This window comes from Acidovorax radicis N35 (genome assembly GCF_000204195.1).
Classification (GTDB): Bacteria; Pseudomonadota; Gammaproteobacteria; order Burkholderiales; family Burkholderiaceae_C; genus Acidovorax; species Acidovorax radicis.
Genome location: NZ_AFBG01000019.1, coordinates 257226 through 274233, shown reverse-complemented (window position 1 = coordinate 274233; position 17008 = coordinate 257226). Strand labels below are relative to the sequence as shown.

Here is a 17008-nt window from a genome sequence, read left to right as displayed (position 1 = left end):
ACGCATGTTGGTAAAGCGCTGAAGCCTCATTCTCAGAAATAAAACTGCCATGAAGTCCCTCGCCATCACCCAGGGTGACCCTGCAGGCATCGGCCCCGAAATTGTGGCCAAGGCATTTCGCGATGCACCGGCCGATTTGGCGGGCTGCTTCGTGGTCGGCGATGTCGCCACTCTGCGGCGCGCGGCGCAGGCCATCGTGCGCCCCGGGGTGCCGATGGTGCCCGTGGCGCAGATCACCGCGCCCACCGATGTGCTGGAGGTGCCGCCCCGCTGTGTTCCGGTGCTGCAGCTGCCGGGCATTCCTGGCCCGCAACCCTGGGGTCTGGTCAGTGCCGCTGCGGGCCGCGCCGCCGCTGACAGTGTGGTCTGGGCCGCGCGGGCAGCGCTGCGGGGCGAGGTGGCGGGGCTGGTCACAGCGCCGTTGCACAAGGAGGCCTTGTCGGCCGCGGGCGTGGCGTTTCCGGGCCACACCGAGCTGCTGCAGGCTGAGGCCGCCACACACCAGGGGGTCGCGTTGGCGCAAATGCCTGTGCGCATGATGCTCGCCAGCGACGAGCTGCGCACCGTGTTGGTCAGTATCCACATGTCGCTGCGTGAGGCCATTGCCGCGGTCACCACGGACAACGTCCTGCAGACGCTGCTGATCACGCACGCTGCCCTGTTGCGCAGCCTGGGCCGGGTGCCGCGCATCGCGGTGGCGGGGCTCAATCCCCACGCGGGCGAGGGCGGGCTGTTTGGCGGCGAGGAGGCCGAGGTGATTGCGCCGGCGATGGTCGCCGCGCGCGCGCAGGGGCTGGATGTGCACGGCCCTTTTGCGCCCGACACGGTGTTCATGCGCTCGCGCAGCACGCCCCATCGTGCGGGAGAGTTTGACGTGGTCATTGCCATGTACCACGACCAGGGGCTCATCCCCGTGAAGTACCTGGGGGTGGACAAGGGGGTGAATGTGACCCTGGGCTTGCCCCTGGTGCGTACCAGCCCCGACCACGGCACCGCGTTCGACATCGCAGGGCAGGGCGTGGCCGATGCTACGAGCCTCATCGAGGCGGTGCGCATGGCGCGGGCGCTGTGTGGGTAGTGGGCGATAGCGCTTGAATACAAAGCGCTAGCAGCTATCGATAATGTAGCAATAGGGTAGGCCATGACCCACGCTGGACGCGCGACCTAGGAAGCCCGCACGCTCTGCGCCAGCGCCACTGTGGAACCGGCTCTGCCGGGCCACCGGTGGCGGGGGAAGGCGCGCAGCCGCCTCGGGGGGGGCTTACTTTTTCAGGCTGTCCCTGATCTCGCGCAACAGCACGATGTCCTCGGCGGGTGCGGCCGGGGCTTCGGGGGCGGGCGCGGGGGCTTCGCGCTTGAGGCGGTTGATCTGCTTGATCATCATGAAGATGATGAACGCCAGAATGATGAAGTTGACGGCTACGGTCAGGAAGTTGCCGTAGGCAAACACCGGCACGCCTGCTTTTTTGAGCGCATCCAGTGTCATGGCCGTGCCTGGCGGCGCCGTGCCCAGCACCACAAAAAGGTTGGAAAAGTCGAGCTTGCCGAACACCAGCCCCACCACCGGCATGATCAGGTCGGACACCACCGAATCCACGATCTTGCCAAATGCCCCCCCAATGATCACGCCCACGGCGAGATCAATCACATTGCCCTTGACCGCGAATTCCCTGAACTCTTGCATCATCCCCATGGCGTGCTCCTTGTTTGAATGGTGATGCCGGAGTATTGCCCGGCGCGGTGCCCTGTCAAGACAGTCCCTCACTTTGAAATAACCATTTTCACTCCGCTACAATTCGCGGTTGACCCCAATCTAGCGATGTTCATCGAGGATCCCCATGAGTGACACTCCAATCGACTCCAGCAAACGGACGTGGCTGATCGCGTCCGGCTGTGCTGGTGCGGTGGGCGGCGTGGCAACCGCCGTACCTTTCGTGAGTACTTTTCAGCCCTCCGAGCGCGCCAAAGCCGCCGGGGCTGCCGTCGAGGTCGATATTTCCGCCCTCAAGCCAGGCGAGAAGCTCACCGTGGAGTGGCGCGGCAAGCCCGTCTGGATCATCAAGCGCACCCCCGAGCAGCTTGCCGAACTGCCCAAGCTCGACGGCCAGTTGGCGGACCCCAAGTCGGAGCGCAAGCCATCCGAGTTGACCCCCGAGTACGCGCGCAACGAAGCGCGTTCGATCAAGCCAGAGATTTTTTGTGGGTGTGGGCATCTGCTCGCACTTGGGTTGCTCGCCCTCCGACAAGTTCCAGACCGGTGCCCAGCCTTCGCTGCCCGACGACTGGAAGGGCGGTTTCCTGTGCCCTTGCCACGGCTCCACGTTCGACATGGCTGGCCGCGTGTTCAAGAACAAGCCCGCGCCTGACAACCTTGAAGTCCCTCCGCACATGTACCTGTCCGACACGCGCCTCGTGATCGGTGAAGACAAGAAGGCTTGACGGAGAACGACATGGCCCACGAATTCAAAGAAATCTCTCCCAACGCCCCGATCAGCGCCCAGGTCACGAACTGGTTCGAAAACCGGTTCCCCACGGCCTTTGACGCCTACAAGGTGCACATGTCGGAGTATTACGCTCCGAAGAATTTCAACTTCTGGTACATCTTCGGCTCGCTGGCCCTTGTGGTGCTGGTGATCCAGATCGTGACCGGCATCTTCCTGGTCATGCACTACAAGCCCGACGCCAGTCTGGCGTTCGCTTCGGTCGAGTACATCATGCGCGATGTGCCCTGGGGTTGGCTGATCCGCTACATGCACTCCACGGGCGCTTCCGCGTTCTTCGTGGTGGTGTACCTGCACATGTTCCGGGGCCTCATCTACGGCAGCTACCGCAAGCCGCGCGAGCTGGTCTGGATCTTCGGCTGCGCGATCTTCCTGTGCCTGATGGCCGAGGCCTTCATGGGCTACCTGCTGCCCTGGGGCCAGATGTCCTACTGGGGCGCCCAGGTGATCGTGAACCTGTTCGCCGCCATCCCGTTCATCGGCCCTGACCTGGCGCTGCTGATCCGTGGCGACTACGTGGTGGGCGACGCCACGCTGAACCGCTTCTTCAGCTTCCACGTGATCGCCGTGCCGCTGGTGCTGCTGGGCCTGGTGGTGGCCCACTTGCTGGCGCTGCACGATGTCGGTTCCAACAACCCCGACGGCGTGGAAATCAAGGGCCCGCAAGCCCCCAAGGATGCCAATGGCAAGCCCCTGGATGGCGTGCCGTTCCACCCCTACTACACGGTGCATGACATCTTTGCGTTGAGCATGTTCCTGATGGCGTTCACGGCGGTGGTGTTCTTCGCCCCTGAGTTCGGTGGCTACTTCCTCGAATACAACAACTTCATCCCTGCCGATCCGCTCAAGACGCCTGCGCATATCGCACCGGTCTGGTACTTCACGCCGTTCTATTCGATGCTGCGTGCCATCACCACCGAGATGATGTACGTGCTGGTGCTGTGCGTGGTGGCCGGCGCAGGCTTTGGCATCCTCAAGGCCAAGTTGCCCAGCTTCGTCAAGGCGGGCATTGCCGTTGCGGCCATCGCGGTGATCGCGATGATGCTGTCCATCGACGCCAAATTCTGGGGCGTGGTGGTGATGGGTGGTGCCGTGATTATTCTGTTCTTCCTGCCCTGGCTGGACTACAGCCCCGTCAAGTCGATCCGCTATCGCCCTGACTGGCACAAGTACTTGTACGGCATCTTCGTGATCATCTTCCTCATCCTGGGCTACCTGGGCGTGCAGCCTCCGTCAGCTATCGGCGAGCGTGTATCGCAGGTGGGTACGCTGTTCTACTTCGGCTTCTTCCTGCTGATGCCTTGGTGGAGCCGTATCGGCAAGACCAAGCCCGTGCCCGACCGCGTGACCTTTGTGGCGCACTGAGCCTGGAGACAACAACAATGAAGAAACTCATCCTCACGCTGATCGCCGCAGTGGGTCTCGTGGCAGGTGCTGCACACGCCTCGGGTGGTGACACCATCGCCTGGGACAAGGCTCCCAACAAGACCAACGACCTGGCTTCCCTGCAAAACGGTGCCAAGGTGTTCGTCAACTATTGCCTGAGTTGCCATTCGGCTGCGTTCATGCGCTTCAACCGCCTGCGCGACATCGGTCTGACCGAGCAGCAGATCAAGGACAACCTGCTGTTCACGACCGACAAGGTCGGCGAGACCATGAAGGCCTCCATCGATCCCAAGCAGGCCAAAGAATGGTTCGGTGCCAACCCGCCCGACCTGACCGTGATCGCACGCTCGCGCGCGGGCCACGGTGGCACGGGTGCCGACTACCTCTACACCTTCCTGCGCACGTTCTACCGTGACGAGACCAAGGCCACGGGCTGGAACAACCTTGCCTTCCCAAGCGTGGGCATGCCCCATGTGCTGTGGGAAATGCAGGGCGACCGCCGCCCTGTGTTCGAAGAGCACGAAAGCCATGGCCACAAGACCCAGGTCTTCAAGGGCTGGGAGCAGGTCAAGCCAGGCTCGATGACCCCGCTGCAGTTTGACCAGACCGTGGGCGATCTTGTGAACTACCTGCAATGGATGGGTGAACCTGCCCAGAACACCCGCGTCCGAGTTGGCGTGTGGGTGCTGATCTTCCTCGGTGTTTTCACCGTCATCGCCTGGAGGCTGAACGCGGCCTTCTGGAAGGATGTGAAGTAAGCAGCACAAGCCGTCGATCCATGAGAAGGCGCCCTTCGGGGTGCCGCCGGATTGTTTGTAGAGTGGGCGCTTTGGGCTCCCACTCTTTTGATTTTTAGGAGCCTCCCACCATGATGGTGCTTTACTCGGGTACGACCTGTCCCTTCTCCCACCGCTGCCGTTTTGTCCTGTTCGAAAAGGGCATGGACTTTGAAATCCGCGATGTGGACCTGTACAACAAGCCCGAAGACATCAGTGTGATGAACCCGTACGGTCAGGTGCCTATCCTGGTCGAGCGCGACCTGATCCTGTACGAGTCGAACATCATCAACGAGTACATCGACGAGCGCTTCCCTCACCCGCAACTCATGCCTGGCGACCCGGTGGACCGCGCGCGCGTGCGTCTGTTCCTGCTCAACTTCGAGAAGGAACTGTTCGTGCATGTGAATATCCTCGAATCGCGGGCCACCAAGGGCAACGAAAAGGCGTTGGAGAAGGCACGAGCGCACATCCGTGACCGCCTGACGCAACTGGCTCCCGTGTTCCTCAAGAACAAGTACATGCTGGGCGACAACTTCTCCATGCTCGACGTGGCGATTGCCCCGTTGCTGTGGCGCCTGGACTACTACGGCATCGATCTGTCGAAGAACGCTGCCCCGCTGCTCAAGTACGCCGAGCGCATCTTCTCGCGCCCTGCCTACATTGAGGCGTTGACCCCGTCCGAGAAGGTCATGCGCAAGTAACTTGCGGCCTGCCCCATTCCCCTATTCACAGCCGTTGCCTTTCACCTCCATGACCGCACAGGAATCAACGTCCACGCGCCCGTACCTCATTCGTGCCTTGTACGAATGGTGCACCGACAATGGGCTCACGCCCTATGTGGCGGTGCGTGTCGATGATTCCGTTCAGGTGCCGCGTGAGTATGTGAAGGATGGTGAGATTGTCCTGAACATCAGTTTTGATGCGACGAGCGCCTTGCAGTTGGGCAACGATTTCATCGAATTCAAGGCGCGGTTTGGTGGCAAGCCGCGAGAGATTCTCGTGCCGGTGGGGCGTGTGATTGCTATCTATGCCCGTGAGAACGGCCAGGGCATGGCGTTCCCGCCTCCGGTGGATGTGTTGGCGGGTAGTGGGGGGGCTGGGGGCATGGCGCCTGTGCTGGCCGATACCTTGGCTTCTTCCGAATCCGTGGCGGCGAGTATGGCGCCGTCGGTCCCAGAGGACCGCGTGGTTCAGTTGGTATCCACCGACGATGGCAAGAAGGATGGCGAGGAGGGCGGCGATGCGCCTCGGCCGCCCCCTGCTGCAGGCGGAGCGCGGCCGTCCCTCAAGCGGGTCAAATAACGGCTCTGGTATTTTTTGAGGCTGCTTTTTCCGCGATAAAATGCAGCCTTCGCCGGTTTAGCTCAGTTGGTAGAGCACCCGCCTTGTAAGCGGTAGGTCGTCAGTTCGATTCCGACAACCGGCACCAGTTTTCCTGGTCTCTCTCGCATTCCCTGCCCCTGGCGTAGGCCGTCAGGTTTGAACTTTCAGGCGAATCGCGTTAACCTCCCACCCCCGGCTGCGCAAATGCGCCTGCAAAGCAGGCAGCAACTGGCGTATTTTTGCTGCTGCGGCATTGCTTTTGACCAGCAGGCACCAGGAGTCCCCATCGATGGGACCTGCCTGGATCGCTGGTCGCAGCGCCACGGGAATCAGCATTTCAATGGCCTTGAGCCGATCACTGGAGTCGCGTGTCAGCGCTGTGAGCTTCGCCAGCGTAGGAGAGTCCTCGCTGGCCTGCTGCAGGCTGACGGCGTAGTGGCGGCGGTTCATGGTGTGCGTCTTCGGGCGTGGAGAATTCGTAGTGCATCTGATTATCACGGACGCCCGTCTGGCTCGCAGCCGGGCCATTCACTTGTCGGGTACGCGCCTGGTTCTGGCGGGGCTGGGACTGTCGCTGTGCCTCATGCTGGTCGCTGCGACGCTTTACCACTGGGTCTTTCTCAAAGGCGCGCGCGAGGGCTGGCCCATTGTCGGCTCGCTGGTGCGGCTGGTCGTCAAGGACGAGTTTGCCGAGCGGGACCGCTTCATGCGGGCCAACCTGGATGCGATGGCCCGCCGCGTGGGTGAAATGCAGGCGCGCATGGTGCAGCTGGAGTCGCTCGGTGATCGCGTGCTGGGCCTTGCAGGCATGGCCCCCGCCGATATCCAGAAGTCCGATGCCCGGGGAGGTGTGCTGGTTAGCGCCCGGAACCTGTCCATGGAGGAGTTGCAGTCCACGCTCGATGAGCTGGAGCGCCTGACCAACCAGCGCGTAGACCTGATGACCGTGCTCGAATCGCGCCTCTTCGATCAGCATATCCGCAAAAAAATGATCCCCACCCACGCACCTGTCACGGGGCGGGCGCCTGGTTCAGCCTTTGGCTGGCGTGTAGACCCTATCACCGGCCAATCGGCCTTGCACACAGGCCTGGACTTTCAGGCAGATACGGGCACACCCATCCTGGCTGCTGCCGGTGGGGTGGTGATGACGCAGGAGTATCACCCCGCCTATGGAAACATGATCGAGGTGGACCATGGCAATCAATTGGTCACACGCTATGCCCACGCGTCCCGGACGCTGGTCAAGCAGGGCGATATCGTGCGGCGAGGACAGAAGATTGCCGAGGTGGGCACCACGGGGCGCTCCACCGGGGCCCACCTTCATTTTGAGGTGCTGGTACAAGGTGTTTTCCAAGACCCGCAGAAGTTTCTGAGTGCTGGTGGCACGGCTGCGGGGGCACAGGTCGCCTCGGTCCAGCCGCGCGCATCGCCCAGCCAGTCGTCCACGCCCGCAGCGGGCAGGTAAAATCGCGGGTCCGGTGTTCACAGCCCGGGATTGCAGTGCTTGCAATCCTTGGCGATGCACCCACCTGAACTCAATTCATCTTAGGGATTTCGGTCGCTTGGCGCGCTGATTTGCAGCGGCCCGGCGGTCCTGTTCGCATGGCCACCAACTTCCTCACCAAACTATTCGGCAGCCGCAATGACCGGCTCCTCAAGCAGTACCGCAAGACGGTGACCCGCATCAATGCGATGGAGCCCGACTACGAGAAGCTGTCGGACGAGCAGCTCAAGGCCAAAACGCAGGAGTTCAAGGAGCGTGTGGCCAAGGGCGAATCGCTGGATGACATCCTGCCCGAAGCCTTTGCCGTGGTGCGAGAGGGCTCCAAGCGCATCATGAAGATGCGGCACTTTGATGTGCAGCTGCTGGGGGGCATGGCGTTGCACTTTGGCAAGATCTCCGAAATGCGGACGGGCGAGGGCAAGACCCTCACCGCCACCTTGCCCGTGTACCTCAATGCCCTGTCGGGCAAGGGTGTGCATGTGGTGACCGTCAACGACTACCTCGCCAACCGCGATGCGCAGTGGATGGGGCGCCTGTACAACTTCCTGGGCCTCACGGTGGGTATCAACCTGCCCAACATGCCGCGCGAGCAAAAGCAGGAAGCCTACCGTGCCGACATCACTTACGGCACCAACAACGAATACGGCTTCGACTACCTGCGCGACAACATGGTCTACGAAGCGCGGGACCGCGTGCAGCAGGGCCTGAACTTCGCCATCGTCGATGAGGTGGACTCGATCCTGATCGACGAGGCCCGCACGCCGTTGATCATCAGTGGTCAGGCCGAAGACCACACGGCGATGTATATCGCCATGAACAAGGTGGTGCCGCTGCTGGTGCGCCAGGAAGGCGAAGCCGACCCCCGCACGGGTGAGGGTGTGACCAAGCCGGGTGACTTCACGCTGGATGAGAAGACGCACCAGGTGTTCCTGACCGAACAGGGCCATGAGAGTGCCGAGCGCATCCTGGCAAGCCAGGGACTGATCGCCGAGGGCGCCTCGGTGTACGACCCGGCCAACATCACGCTGATGCACCACCTGTATGCCGCGCTGCGTGCCAACCACCTCTACCACCGCGACCAGCACTACGTGGTGCAAAACGGCGAAATCGTGATCGTGGACGAGTTCACCGGCCGCCTGATGTCGGGCCGCCGCTGGAGCGAAGGCCTGCACCAGGCCGTGGAAGCCAAGGAAGGCGTGAACATTCAGGCCGAGAACCAGACGCTGGCATCGATCACGTTCCAGAACTACTTCCGCCTGTACAACAAACTCGCCGGCATGACCGGTACGGCCGATACGGAAGCCTACGAGTTCCAGGAAATCTACGGCCTGGAAACCACGGTGATACCGCCCAATCGCCCCAGCCGCCGGGACGACCAGCTTGACCGCGTCTACAAGACCACGCGCGAGAAGTACGAAGCGGCCATCAAGGACATCCGTGAATGCCATGAGCGCGGCCAGCCCGTGCTGGTGGGCACGACGTCGATCGAGAATTCTGAAATCATCGACCAGCTCCTGAACAAGGAAGGCCTGCCGCACCAGGTGCTCAACGCCAAGCAGCATGCCCGCGAGGCGGACATCGTGGCCCAGGCCGGTCGTGCCGGCATGATCACCATTGCCACCAACATGGCCGGTCGTGGGACCGACATTGTGTTGGGCGGCAACATTGAAAAAGATGTGGCGGCCATCGAAGCCGATGAAGCCCTGTCAGAAGCCGAACGCGCCGACAAGGTGGCTGCGTTGCGCGAGCAGTGGAAGATCGACCACGAGAAGGTCAAGGAGCTCGGTGGCCTGCGCATCATTGCGACCGAACGCCATGAGTCGCGCCGCATCGACAATCAGCTGCGCGGCCGCTCGGGCCGCCAGGGCGACCCCGGTTCCTCACGTTTTTACCTGAGCCTGGACGATTCGCTGATGCGCATCTTCGCGGGCGACCGCGTCAAGGCGATCATGGACCGCCTGAAGATGCCCGATGGCGAGGCCATCGAAGCCGGCATTGTGACGCGCAGCATCGAGTCGGCGCAGCGCAAGGTGGAGGCCCGCAACTTCGACATCCGCAAGCAGTTGCTGGAGTACGACGATGTGTCCAACGACCAGCGCAAGGTGATCTACCAGCAGCGCAACGACATTCTGGATGCAGCCGACCTGTCGGACGTGATCGCCGCCATGCGCGAAGATTGCATGACCGATCTGGTGCGCCAGTATGTGCCCGCCGAGTCGGTGGAAGAACAGTGGGATCTTCCCGCTCTGGAGAAGGTGCTGGCCGAGGAGTGGCAGGTATCGATTGCTTTGCAGCAGGTGGTGCAGGGCGCCAGTGCCATCACCGACGACGAGATCCTGGAGAAGGTGCTGGCCGCGGCCCATGCCTCCTTTGACTCCAAAGTGGAGCAGGTCGGGCGGGAGAATTTCACGCAGTTTGAACGCATGGTGCTGTTGCAGAGCTTCGACTCCAACTGGCGTGACCACCTCTCTGCGCTGGATTACCTGCGCCAGGGAATCCACCTGCGCGGCTATGCGCAAAAGCAGCCCAAGCAGGAATACAAGCGCGAGGCCTTCGAGCTGTTCCGCCAGTTGATCGACCAGGTCAAGAACGAAGTGACCAAGATCCTCATGACCGTGCAGGTGCAGTCGCAGGAGCAGCTGGACCAGGCAGCGCAAGAGATGGAAAACCGCGGCGAAAGCATTGCCAACGTGACCTACACAGCGCCCACGGAAACCGGGGAGGTCGAAACCACGGTGGACGCTCAGACACAGAGTCTGGCGCTGCCAGAGGGCGTGCGCGTGGGCCGCAACGATCCCTGCCCTTGTGGCAGCGGCATGAAGTACAAGCAGTGCCACGGCAAACTCGCCTGATTTCCTGATCCACACAACACGGGCTTCGGCCCGTGTTTTCATTGGCGTGCCACGGTTTTCCGGATAATCGGCCGCAGTTTTTTGAGAAGGACCTCCATGCCCGTCAATCTAGTCGCCCCCGTTGCCGCCGATCTGCACCCGATAGCTGGCGTCCGCATCGGTGTTGCCGAAGCCGGTGTCCGCAAAGCCAACCGCAAGGACCTTACCGTGTTCCTGCTGGACGAGGGCGCCAGCGTGGCGGGTGTGTTCACGCAGAACCGCTTTTGCGCGGCGCCGGTGCAGATCAGCCGCGACCACCTTGCCAGTGGGCAGCCCATTCGCGCCATGCTGATCAACACTGGCAACGCGAACGCGGGCACGGGTGCGGATGGCCTGGTGCGTGCGCGCGCCACCTGCGTTGCCCTCGCGCGCCAGCTCAGCGTGGCACCCGAGCAGATCCTGCCTTTTTCCACCGGCGTGATCATGGAGCCGTTGCCCAACGACCGCATCGAGGCGGGCCTGCCCGCTGCCATTGCCGACGCGCAGACGGGCCATTGGGCACGCGCCGCCGAGGGCATCATGACCACCGACACCCTGCCCAAGGCTTTCTCGGCACAGGCGCAGATTGGTGGTGCCACCGTGTCCATCACCGGCATCAGCAAAGGCGCGGGCATGATCCGGCCCAACATGGCCACCATGCTGGGCTTTATGGCGACGGATGCCTGCGTGGCCCCTGGAGTGATGCAGCAGCTGGCCCGCGAGCTGGCCGATGGTTCGTTCAACCGTGTCACCATCGATGGCGACACCTCCACCAACGACTCGTTTGTGGTGGTGGCCACCAACAAGGCCGCGCATGCCCCCATCACCTCGCTGAACAGTGCCGAGGGCCAGGCCCTCAAGGCCGCCATGCTGGCGGTATCGCAAAAGCTCGCCCAGGCCATCGTGCGCGACGGTGAGGGCGCGACCAAGTTCATCACCGTTCAGGTAGAAGGTGGCAAGACCGGTGAAGAGTGCCGCAAGGTGGCCTACGCCATTGCCCACTCGCCGCTGGTCAAGACCGCGTTCTATGCCAGCGACCCGAACCTGGGCCGTATCCTGGCGGCGGTGGGTTACGCAGGCATCGACGACCTCGACCAGACGGGCATCGACCTGTACCTGGACGACGTGCATGTGGCCATCCAGGGCGGCCGCAACCCTGCCTACCGCGAGGAGGACGGTCAGCGCGTGATGAAGCAAAGCGAGATCACGGTGCGCGTGCTGCTGGGCCGGGGCGATGCGTCCGACACGGTGTGGACCTGCGATTTCAGCCACGAATACGTCACCATCAACGCGGACTACCGTTCGTGAACGACGCTCTTATTTTGATAGCTATTGGCGCATGATGAATAAGCGCCAGGCCCCAAAATGAATCAAAAATTCGAACATCTGATCGAGCGGGCCGAGCAATTGATCGCCCGCATCGAGTCTGTGCTGCCCCAACCCCTCGGAGCGCCGGACTGGTCCTCGTCCATTGCCTGGCGCTACCGCAAGCGCAGCAGCGGCCATGGCTCCCTGGAGCCCGTGCGCCATGTGGCTGCGATGCAACTGGCCGATCTCAAGGAGATCGGCGGGCAAAAGGAAAAGATCCAGCGCAACACCGAGCAGTTTGTGCAGGGCAAGCCCGCGAACAACGTGCTGCTGACGGGGGCGCGCGGCACCGGCAAGTCGTCGCTCATCAAAGCCTGCCTCAATGCGTACGCGGGGCAGGGCCTGCGCCTGATCGAAGTGGACAAGGCGGACCTTGTGGATCTGCCCGACATCGTGGATGTGGTGGCCGACCGGCCTGAGAAATTCATCGTCTTCTGCGATGACTTGAGCTTTGAAGATGGCGAGCCCGGCTACAAGGCGCTCAAGTCGATCCTGGATGGGTCGGTGGCCGCCGCCACGCCGAATGTGCTGATCTACGCCACCAGCAACCGGCGCCACCTGTTGCCGGAATACATGGCCGAAAACCTCACCTACACCCATACCGAAGATGGCGAAGTGCACCCCGGCGAAGTGGTGGAAGAAAAAATTTCACTGTCGGAGCGGTTTGGCCTGTGGGTGAGCTTCTACCCCTTCAGCCAGGAGGAGTACCTGACCATCGTCGCCCAGTGGCTGGCCTCCTTTGGGGTGTCTCAAGCTGCGATTGCAGCGGCCCGGGCCGAGGCGCTGGTCTGGGCACTGGAGCGTGGCTCGCGCAGTGGCCGTGTGGCCTACCAGTTTGCACGTGACTATGCGGGGCGCCACGATGGTTGATTCCGCGACCATCTCCGCGACGCCAGCTTCAACCGCTGCAGCCGCGGAGCGCAAGCACACCGAAGTGGCTGTGGGTATCCTGCTGCGGGCCGATGGCGCCATGCTGCTTTCCACACGCCCACCCGGCAAACCCTATGCCGGGTACTGGGAGTTTCCGGGCGGCAAGCTCGAAGCGGGCGAGACCGTGGAGCAGGCGCTGCGCCGCGAGCTGGTTGAAGAGCTGGGGGTGACCATCGGCGCTGCGAGCGTCTGGAAAATCACGGAGCACGACTACCCGCATGCCCTGGTGCGCCTGCACTGGTGCAAGGTCTGGGAGTGGTCGGGTGAGTTTGAAATGCGCGAAGGGCAGGCCATGGAGTGGCAGCAGATGCCGCTGACAGTGTCGCCAGTGCTGCCTGGTGCCTACCCGGTGCTGCAGTGGCTCGCTGAGGAGCGTGGCCTGGAGTATTCGCCAGAGTGAATGTAGTTTGCTATTAAATTAATAGCTATTCGCGCTTGATTAGTAAGCGCTAGGGTGCAATTTTTCTTGAAATCCCGTAGCGCCGTCCGCCAGGATCAGTGCTGCAGGCGAGGATCGCCATACGGTTCGTCGGCGGGCGGGGCCTCGGCAGGCATGCGGAAATCCTCGCTGGCCCAGGCGCCGAGGTCAATCTGCTTGCAACGCTCGCTGCAGAACGGGCGGTACACGTTGGTGGGGCTGTAGACGCTGTCACCGCCACAACTGGGGCAGGTGACGGTGCGTGCGGGTGGTTTGGTGTGCGTGGAGTGGGCCATGCTCGTCGTCATTCTCAATGTTTTTGCCTGCCGTCTACCTACCCGCCGCAGCTTATGCGCACAGGGTCAGCTCGAAGGCCGCGTCTTCATTGCAGGCATGCAGTCGGCCGTCACCCTCCAGCCGCATGAGCCGCACCGAGACAATCAGGCGGTTGCCGCTGATCTCGGGAATCAGGTTGAGGGCCGGGTCAATGCGCAGGCGCAGCAACTGAAACGTGCGGCCCTGCGGCAGGTTCTGCTGGAACTGGCCGCGCTCGGCGGCCACCTTTTGCGGCACACCCGAGTCGCGCAGCAGCTTGAGCAGCACATAGATGGATTCAGCCATCGGTGCGAGAGTCGATGCCCACTCTTCGAGGGCCTGCTGGCGGACATCCGGTGCGTGGTGTTGCCACGCATAGTAAGCCGGTAGATCAAACCCGCAGGTGCCGCCTGGAATGCCCACCCGGCTGCGAATGCTCATCAGCCAGTCGTTTTCCGTGAGCGAGTGGCCCGACTTGCCCGACTGGGTGTTGAGCGCCGTGAAGCAGCGGTCCAGCTGGGCGATGACGGCGTCCAGTGCCGCCTCAGAAATCGAGGGATTGCCGCGATAGCTGTCGAGTTGATGCTTGTGTTTCTCGATGTCCTTGAGCACGTCTGACTTGAGGTCGGCCCGTGCGGCCACATCCATGATCTCGAAGATCGTGACCAGCGCAAAGTGGTGGTCGAGCGCGTGGGAGCGGGGGATCAATTCTCCCAACCGGCGAAACAACTGCTCAAGCCGCAGATAGGTTCTGAGACGCTCGTTAAAGGGATATTCGTAAAGGATCACGCTGGCGGGTTCCTGGGGGCTCAGGGAGTATTCTGACGCCGGTGGCGCACGGCATGGAGTGAAAGCACAAACGGTTTCGCTCGCATCATAGCCCGAACAGCGCCGCCACCTGCCGCGTCTGCGCGTGCAGGTCCTCCATCGAGCAATCCTTGTCATTGGCAATCACGGCGTCCGCCACCGCCCGCCGTGCCGCGCGGCTGGCCTGTGAGGCGATGATGCCCTGCACCACCTCCCGCGTGAGGCCGTTGCGCTGCATGACACGCTCAATCTGGGTTTCCGCAGAACAATCCACCACCACGACCGCATCCAGCCTGCGGGCCCATCGGCTGGATTCCGCCAGCAGCGGGATGTCAAACACGATCAAGGCATGGCCGTGGTCCATGGCCTGCTGGGCCAGGGTATTGCTGTGGAGGGTGACCAGGGGGTGCACGATCCCTTCGAGCTGGGCCCGGGCCTCGGGGTGGCTGAAGGCCAGAACGCGCATGCGTGCGCGGTCCAGTGCCCCGGTGGCATCCACGAAGTCAGCCCCGAAAGTCTCCCGGATTGCATCCATGGCCGCGCCGTGTGGACCGGTGACGTCCCGGGCCAGCTGGTCTGCATCAATCAGGCTGGCACCCAGTGAGATCAGCATGCTGCCCACGGTGCTCTTGCCGCTGCCGATGCCTCCGGTCAAGCCAAGGCGCAAGGGGCGCTTGCGCGGGTTCATCGTTCACAGTCCCAAAAGATTCAGCACGGCGTCAAGGATGGCATTGGGCCCAAACACCATGGCCGTAAATCCCGCGCCGACGAGGAAGGGGCCAAAAGGAATGTAGCCGCCTTCACGCAGGCTGCTGAAGACTTTCATCGCAATGCCGATGATTGCACCGATGACCGAAGACATCAGGATGATAGGCACCAGTGCTTGCCAGCCAAACCAGGCCCCCAACGCCGCAAACAGCTTGAAGTCCCCATAACCCATGCCTTCCTTCCCCGTGGCCAGCTTGAATCCCCAGTAAACCAGCCAGAGTGAAAGGTACCCCGCGGCTGCTCCGAGCACCGAGGCGTACAAGGGCACCTCAATCCATTGCAGGGCAGAAGCGAGCAGTCCGGCCCAAAGCAGGGGAAGGGTGATGTCGTCAGGGAGCAGGGTGGTATCCCAGTCAATGAACGCCAAGGCAATCAGCGCTGCCGAGAAGCCGCACCAGACAAAGCCCGTAGGCGTCATGCCCCAACGCTGAATACAAAGGAAGAACAGGGCCCCGGTCGCCATCTCGACCAACGGGTAGCGTACCGATATCCGTGTCTTGCACGCCGAACAGCGGCCGCGCAGAAAAAGGTAGCTCAGGACGGGGATGTTCTCGTACCACTGCACTATGTGCCCGCACGACGGGCAGCGGGAGCGGGGAACCATGAGGTTGAACCGCTCATGGTCAGAGGGGGCAGATGGATGCACATCTTCTTGCCCGCCCAGCACCTGCGCTGCCCGCACTTCCTCAGCCCACTGGCGTTCCATTATTTTGGGAAGCCGGTAAATAACCACATTGAGAAAACTACCGATCAGAAGTCCCAATACCCCACCCAGACTTGCGTCCCACCAAGCCGCCATCTCCATTACACAACTTGACCAAGTTTGAAGATAGGAAGGTACATGGAGACGACGATGCCGCCGATCAGCGTACCCAGGAACACAATGATGATGGGCTCCATCAGGCTCGATAAGCCCGCCACCATTTCATCCACTTCTGCCTCATAAAAATCGGCGGCCTTGCCCAGCATGTGGTCAATGGAGCCGGATTCTTCCCCAATGGCGCACATCTGAAGGACCATGGATGGGAAAATATTTGCATTGCCCATGGCTGCGGTGAGACTGGTGCCTGTGGAAACTTCCTGTTGGATTTTTTCAGTTGCCATGGAGTACAAGGAATTTCCAGAGGCCCCGCCCACAGAGTCGAGCGCCTCTACGAGGGGTACCCCGGCAGCGAACATGGTGGACAAAGTGCGAGTCCAACGTGCAACACATGATTTTTCAATCAGGGCACCAAAAATCGGCAATTTTAATAAAATCCGATCCATAAACATCTGCATTTTTTCATTTCTTTTCCAGGCTTGCATGAAAAAGAAAAATCCACCACCAATCACACCAAATATCAACCACCACCATTTCACGAAAATTTCACTGATCCCCATTACAAATAAGGTGGGTGCGGGCAAGTCCGCGCCGAACGAGCTGAAAACCTCCTTGAATGCTGGGATTACAAAAATCATGATCACTGTAACGACCACAAAAGCCACAATCACCACAGATATAGGGTACATCAAAGCTGATTTGATTTTCGACTTGATGGCCTCCGTTTTTTCCATGTAGGTGGCCAACCGGTCGAGCAGAGCTTCCAAAATACCGGCCGCCTCGCCGGCTTCTACAAGGTTGCAGTAGAGGCTGTCAAAATACATGGGATGCTTGCGGAATGCAGCATTCAGCGAAGTACCTGTTTCAACGTCGGAGCGGATGTCATTCAGAAGTTTGGTAACGCTGGCGTTGGTGTTACCGCGTCCCACAATATCAAACGACTGCAAGAGAGGAACCCCCGCTTTCATCATTGTGGCGAGTTGTCGGGTAAACAACGCAATGTCTTTGGGTTTTATCTTCTTGCCAGAACGCATCCGGCGCTTCTTGATCTTTGTGGGGAAAACGCCCTGGCGGCGCAGGGTGGCTTGCACTTGGTTTTCGCCGGATGCACGCACTTCTCCGCGCACCACCTTGCCATGGCGATCCTTGCCTTCCCATTCAAAAACAAATTCCTTGATATCCCTTGATGCAGCGGTTGCCATGCTGGTCCCTCTAGCTT

General features: G+C 61.4%; 17 protein-coding genes, 1 tRNA gene and 1 pseudogene. 12 read left to right on the top strand and 7 right to left on the bottom strand.

Translation table 11 applies throughout. From position 1 onward, the window contains the following. Positions 1–49: 49 nt before the first annotated feature. Complete coding sequence (gene pdxA / locus ARADN35_RS0111075) at positions 50–1078, top strand: 4-hydroxythreonine-4-phosphate dehydrogenase PdxA (protein ID WP_010462049.1); 1029 nt, start codon at positions 50–52, stop codon at positions 1076–1078. Between the two features lie 183 nt (positions 1079–1261). Here the strand turns inward: pdxA and mscL are convergent, their stop codons facing one another. Next, entirely contained in the window at positions 1262–1693 is a 432-nt protein-coding gene (mscL, locus tag ARADN35_RS0111070) for a large conductance mechanosensitive channel protein MscL (protein WP_010462047.1), read from the bottom strand. Between the two features lie 145 nt (positions 1694–1838). Here mscL and petA point away from each other — a divergent pair. The 6 genes and pseudogenes from petA (at position 1839) to ARADN35_RS0111040 (ending at position 6095) form a co-directional block, all read left to right on the top strand. After that, positions 1839–2439: pseudogene (petA, locus tag ARADN35_RS26210) on the top strand (ubiquinol-cytochrome c reductase iron-sulfur subunit). Between the two features lie 11 nt (positions 2440–2450). Beyond that, on the top strand, positions 2451–3866 hold the full coding sequence (locus tag ARADN35_RS0111060) for a cytochrome b (protein ID WP_010462045.1): 1416 nt from the start codon (positions 2451–2453) through the stop codon (positions 3864–3866). Positions 3867–3883: 17 nt separating this feature from the next. Beyond that, positions 3884–4645 carry a cytochrome c1 gene (locus ARADN35_RS0111055; RefSeq protein ID WP_010462043.1) on the top strand — a complete coding sequence of 254 codons (762 nt, stop codon included), beginning with the start codon at positions 3884–3886 and terminating at the stop codon, positions 4643–4645. Between the two features lie 110 nt (positions 4646–4755). Next, complete coding sequence (locus ARADN35_RS0111050; protein WP_007854512.1) at positions 4756–5367, top strand: glutathione S-transferase N-terminal domain-containing protein; 612 nt, start codon at positions 4756–4758, stop codon at positions 5365–5367. Between the two features lie 49 nt (positions 5368–5416). After that, a complete protein-coding gene (locus tag ARADN35_RS0111045) occupies positions 5417–5968 on the top strand; it encodes a ClpXP protease specificity-enhancing factor (protein ID WP_010462037.1) in 552 nt (183 codons plus the stop codon). Positions 5969–6019: 51 nt separating this feature from the next. After that, positions 6020–6095 (top strand) — tRNA-Thr (locus tag ARADN35_RS0111040). 44 nt (positions 6096–6139) lie between these two features. Here ARADN35_RS0111040 and ARADN35_RS0111035 read toward each other — a convergent pair. Beyond that, positions 6140–6439 carry a hypothetical protein gene (locus ARADN35_RS0111035; RefSeq protein ID WP_010462034.1) on the bottom strand — a complete coding sequence of 100 codons (300 nt, stop codon included), beginning with the start codon at positions 6437–6439 and terminating at the stop codon, positions 6140–6142. Positions 6440–6470: 31 nt separating this feature from the next. Here ARADN35_RS0111035 and ARADN35_RS0111030 point away from each other — a divergent pair, with 31 nt between their 5' ends. The 5 genes from ARADN35_RS0111030 to ARADN35_RS0111010 all read left to right on the top strand — a co-directional run bounded on the left by ARADN35_RS0111030 (position 6471) and on the right by ARADN35_RS0111010 (position 13061). Then, positions 6471–7454 (top strand): M23 family metallopeptidase, encoded by a 984-nt coding sequence (locus ARADN35_RS0111030; RefSeq protein WP_010462031.1) that lies wholly within the window; start codon positions 6471–6473, stop codon positions 7452–7454. Between the two features lie 137 nt (positions 7455–7591). Further along, on the top strand, positions 7592–10345 hold the full coding sequence (gene secA, locus ARADN35_RS0111025) for a preprotein translocase subunit SecA (protein ID WP_010462028.1): 2754 nt from the start codon (positions 7592–7594) through the stop codon (positions 10343–10345). 96 nt (positions 10346–10441) lie between these two features. Continuing rightward, positions 10442–11671, top strand: coding sequence for a bifunctional glutamate N-acetyltransferase/amino-acid acetyltransferase ArgJ (gene argJ / locus ARADN35_RS0111020; protein ID WP_010462027.1), 1230 nt, complete (start codon positions 10442–10444; stop codon positions 11669–11671). Positions 11672–11728: 57 nt separating this feature from the next. Then, the gene (locus ARADN35_RS0111015; protein ID WP_010462026.1) at positions 11729–12601 is read left to right on the top strand and encodes an ATP-binding protein; all 873 of its coding nucleotides are present in this window, start codon (positions 11729–11731) and stop codon (positions 12599–12601) included. Further along, positions 12594–13061: an NUDIX domain-containing protein gene (locus ARADN35_RS0111010; protein ID WP_050812517.1), complete on the top strand. Its 468-nt coding sequence runs from the start codon at positions 12594–12596 to the stop codon at positions 13059–13061. Before ARADN35_RS0111015 ends, ARADN35_RS0111010 begins: the two co-directional genes overlap by 8 nt. 95 nt (positions 13062–13156) lie before the next feature. Here the strand turns inward: ARADN35_RS0111010 and ARADN35_RS0111005 are convergent, their stop codons facing one another. The 5 genes from ARADN35_RS0111005 to ARADN35_RS0110985 form a co-directional block, all read right to left on the bottom strand. Further along, positions 13157–13375, bottom strand: a complete 219-nt coding sequence (locus ARADN35_RS0111005) for a DNA gyrase inhibitor YacG (RefSeq protein ID WP_010462022.1) — start codon at positions 13373–13375, stop codon at positions 13157–13159. A 52-nt stretch (positions 13376–13427) separates the two neighbouring features. Then, positions 13428–14183 (bottom strand): cell division protein ZapD, encoded by a 756-nt coding sequence (gene zapD / locus ARADN35_RS0111000; protein WP_010462020.1) that lies wholly within the window; start codon positions 14181–14183, stop codon positions 13428–13430. 85 nt (positions 14184–14268) lie between these two features. Further along, a complete protein-coding gene (gene coaE, locus ARADN35_RS0110995) occupies positions 14269–14889 on the bottom strand; it encodes a dephospho-CoA kinase (protein WP_010462017.1) in 621 nt (206 codons plus the stop codon). Positions 14890–14892: 3 nt separating this feature from the next. Continuing rightward, positions 14893–15774, bottom strand: a complete 882-nt coding sequence (locus ARADN35_RS0110990; protein WP_010462016.1) for a prepilin peptidase — start codon at positions 15772–15774, stop codon at positions 14893–14895. Then, positions 15774–16991: a type II secretion system F family protein gene (locus ARADN35_RS0110985; protein ID WP_010462015.1), complete on the bottom strand. Its 1218-nt coding sequence runs from the start codon at positions 16989–16991 to the stop codon at positions 15774–15776. The genes ARADN35_RS0110990 and ARADN35_RS0110985 overlap by 1 nt, the downstream gene beginning before the upstream one ends. Between the last annotated feature and the right edge of the window lie 17 nt (positions 16992–17008).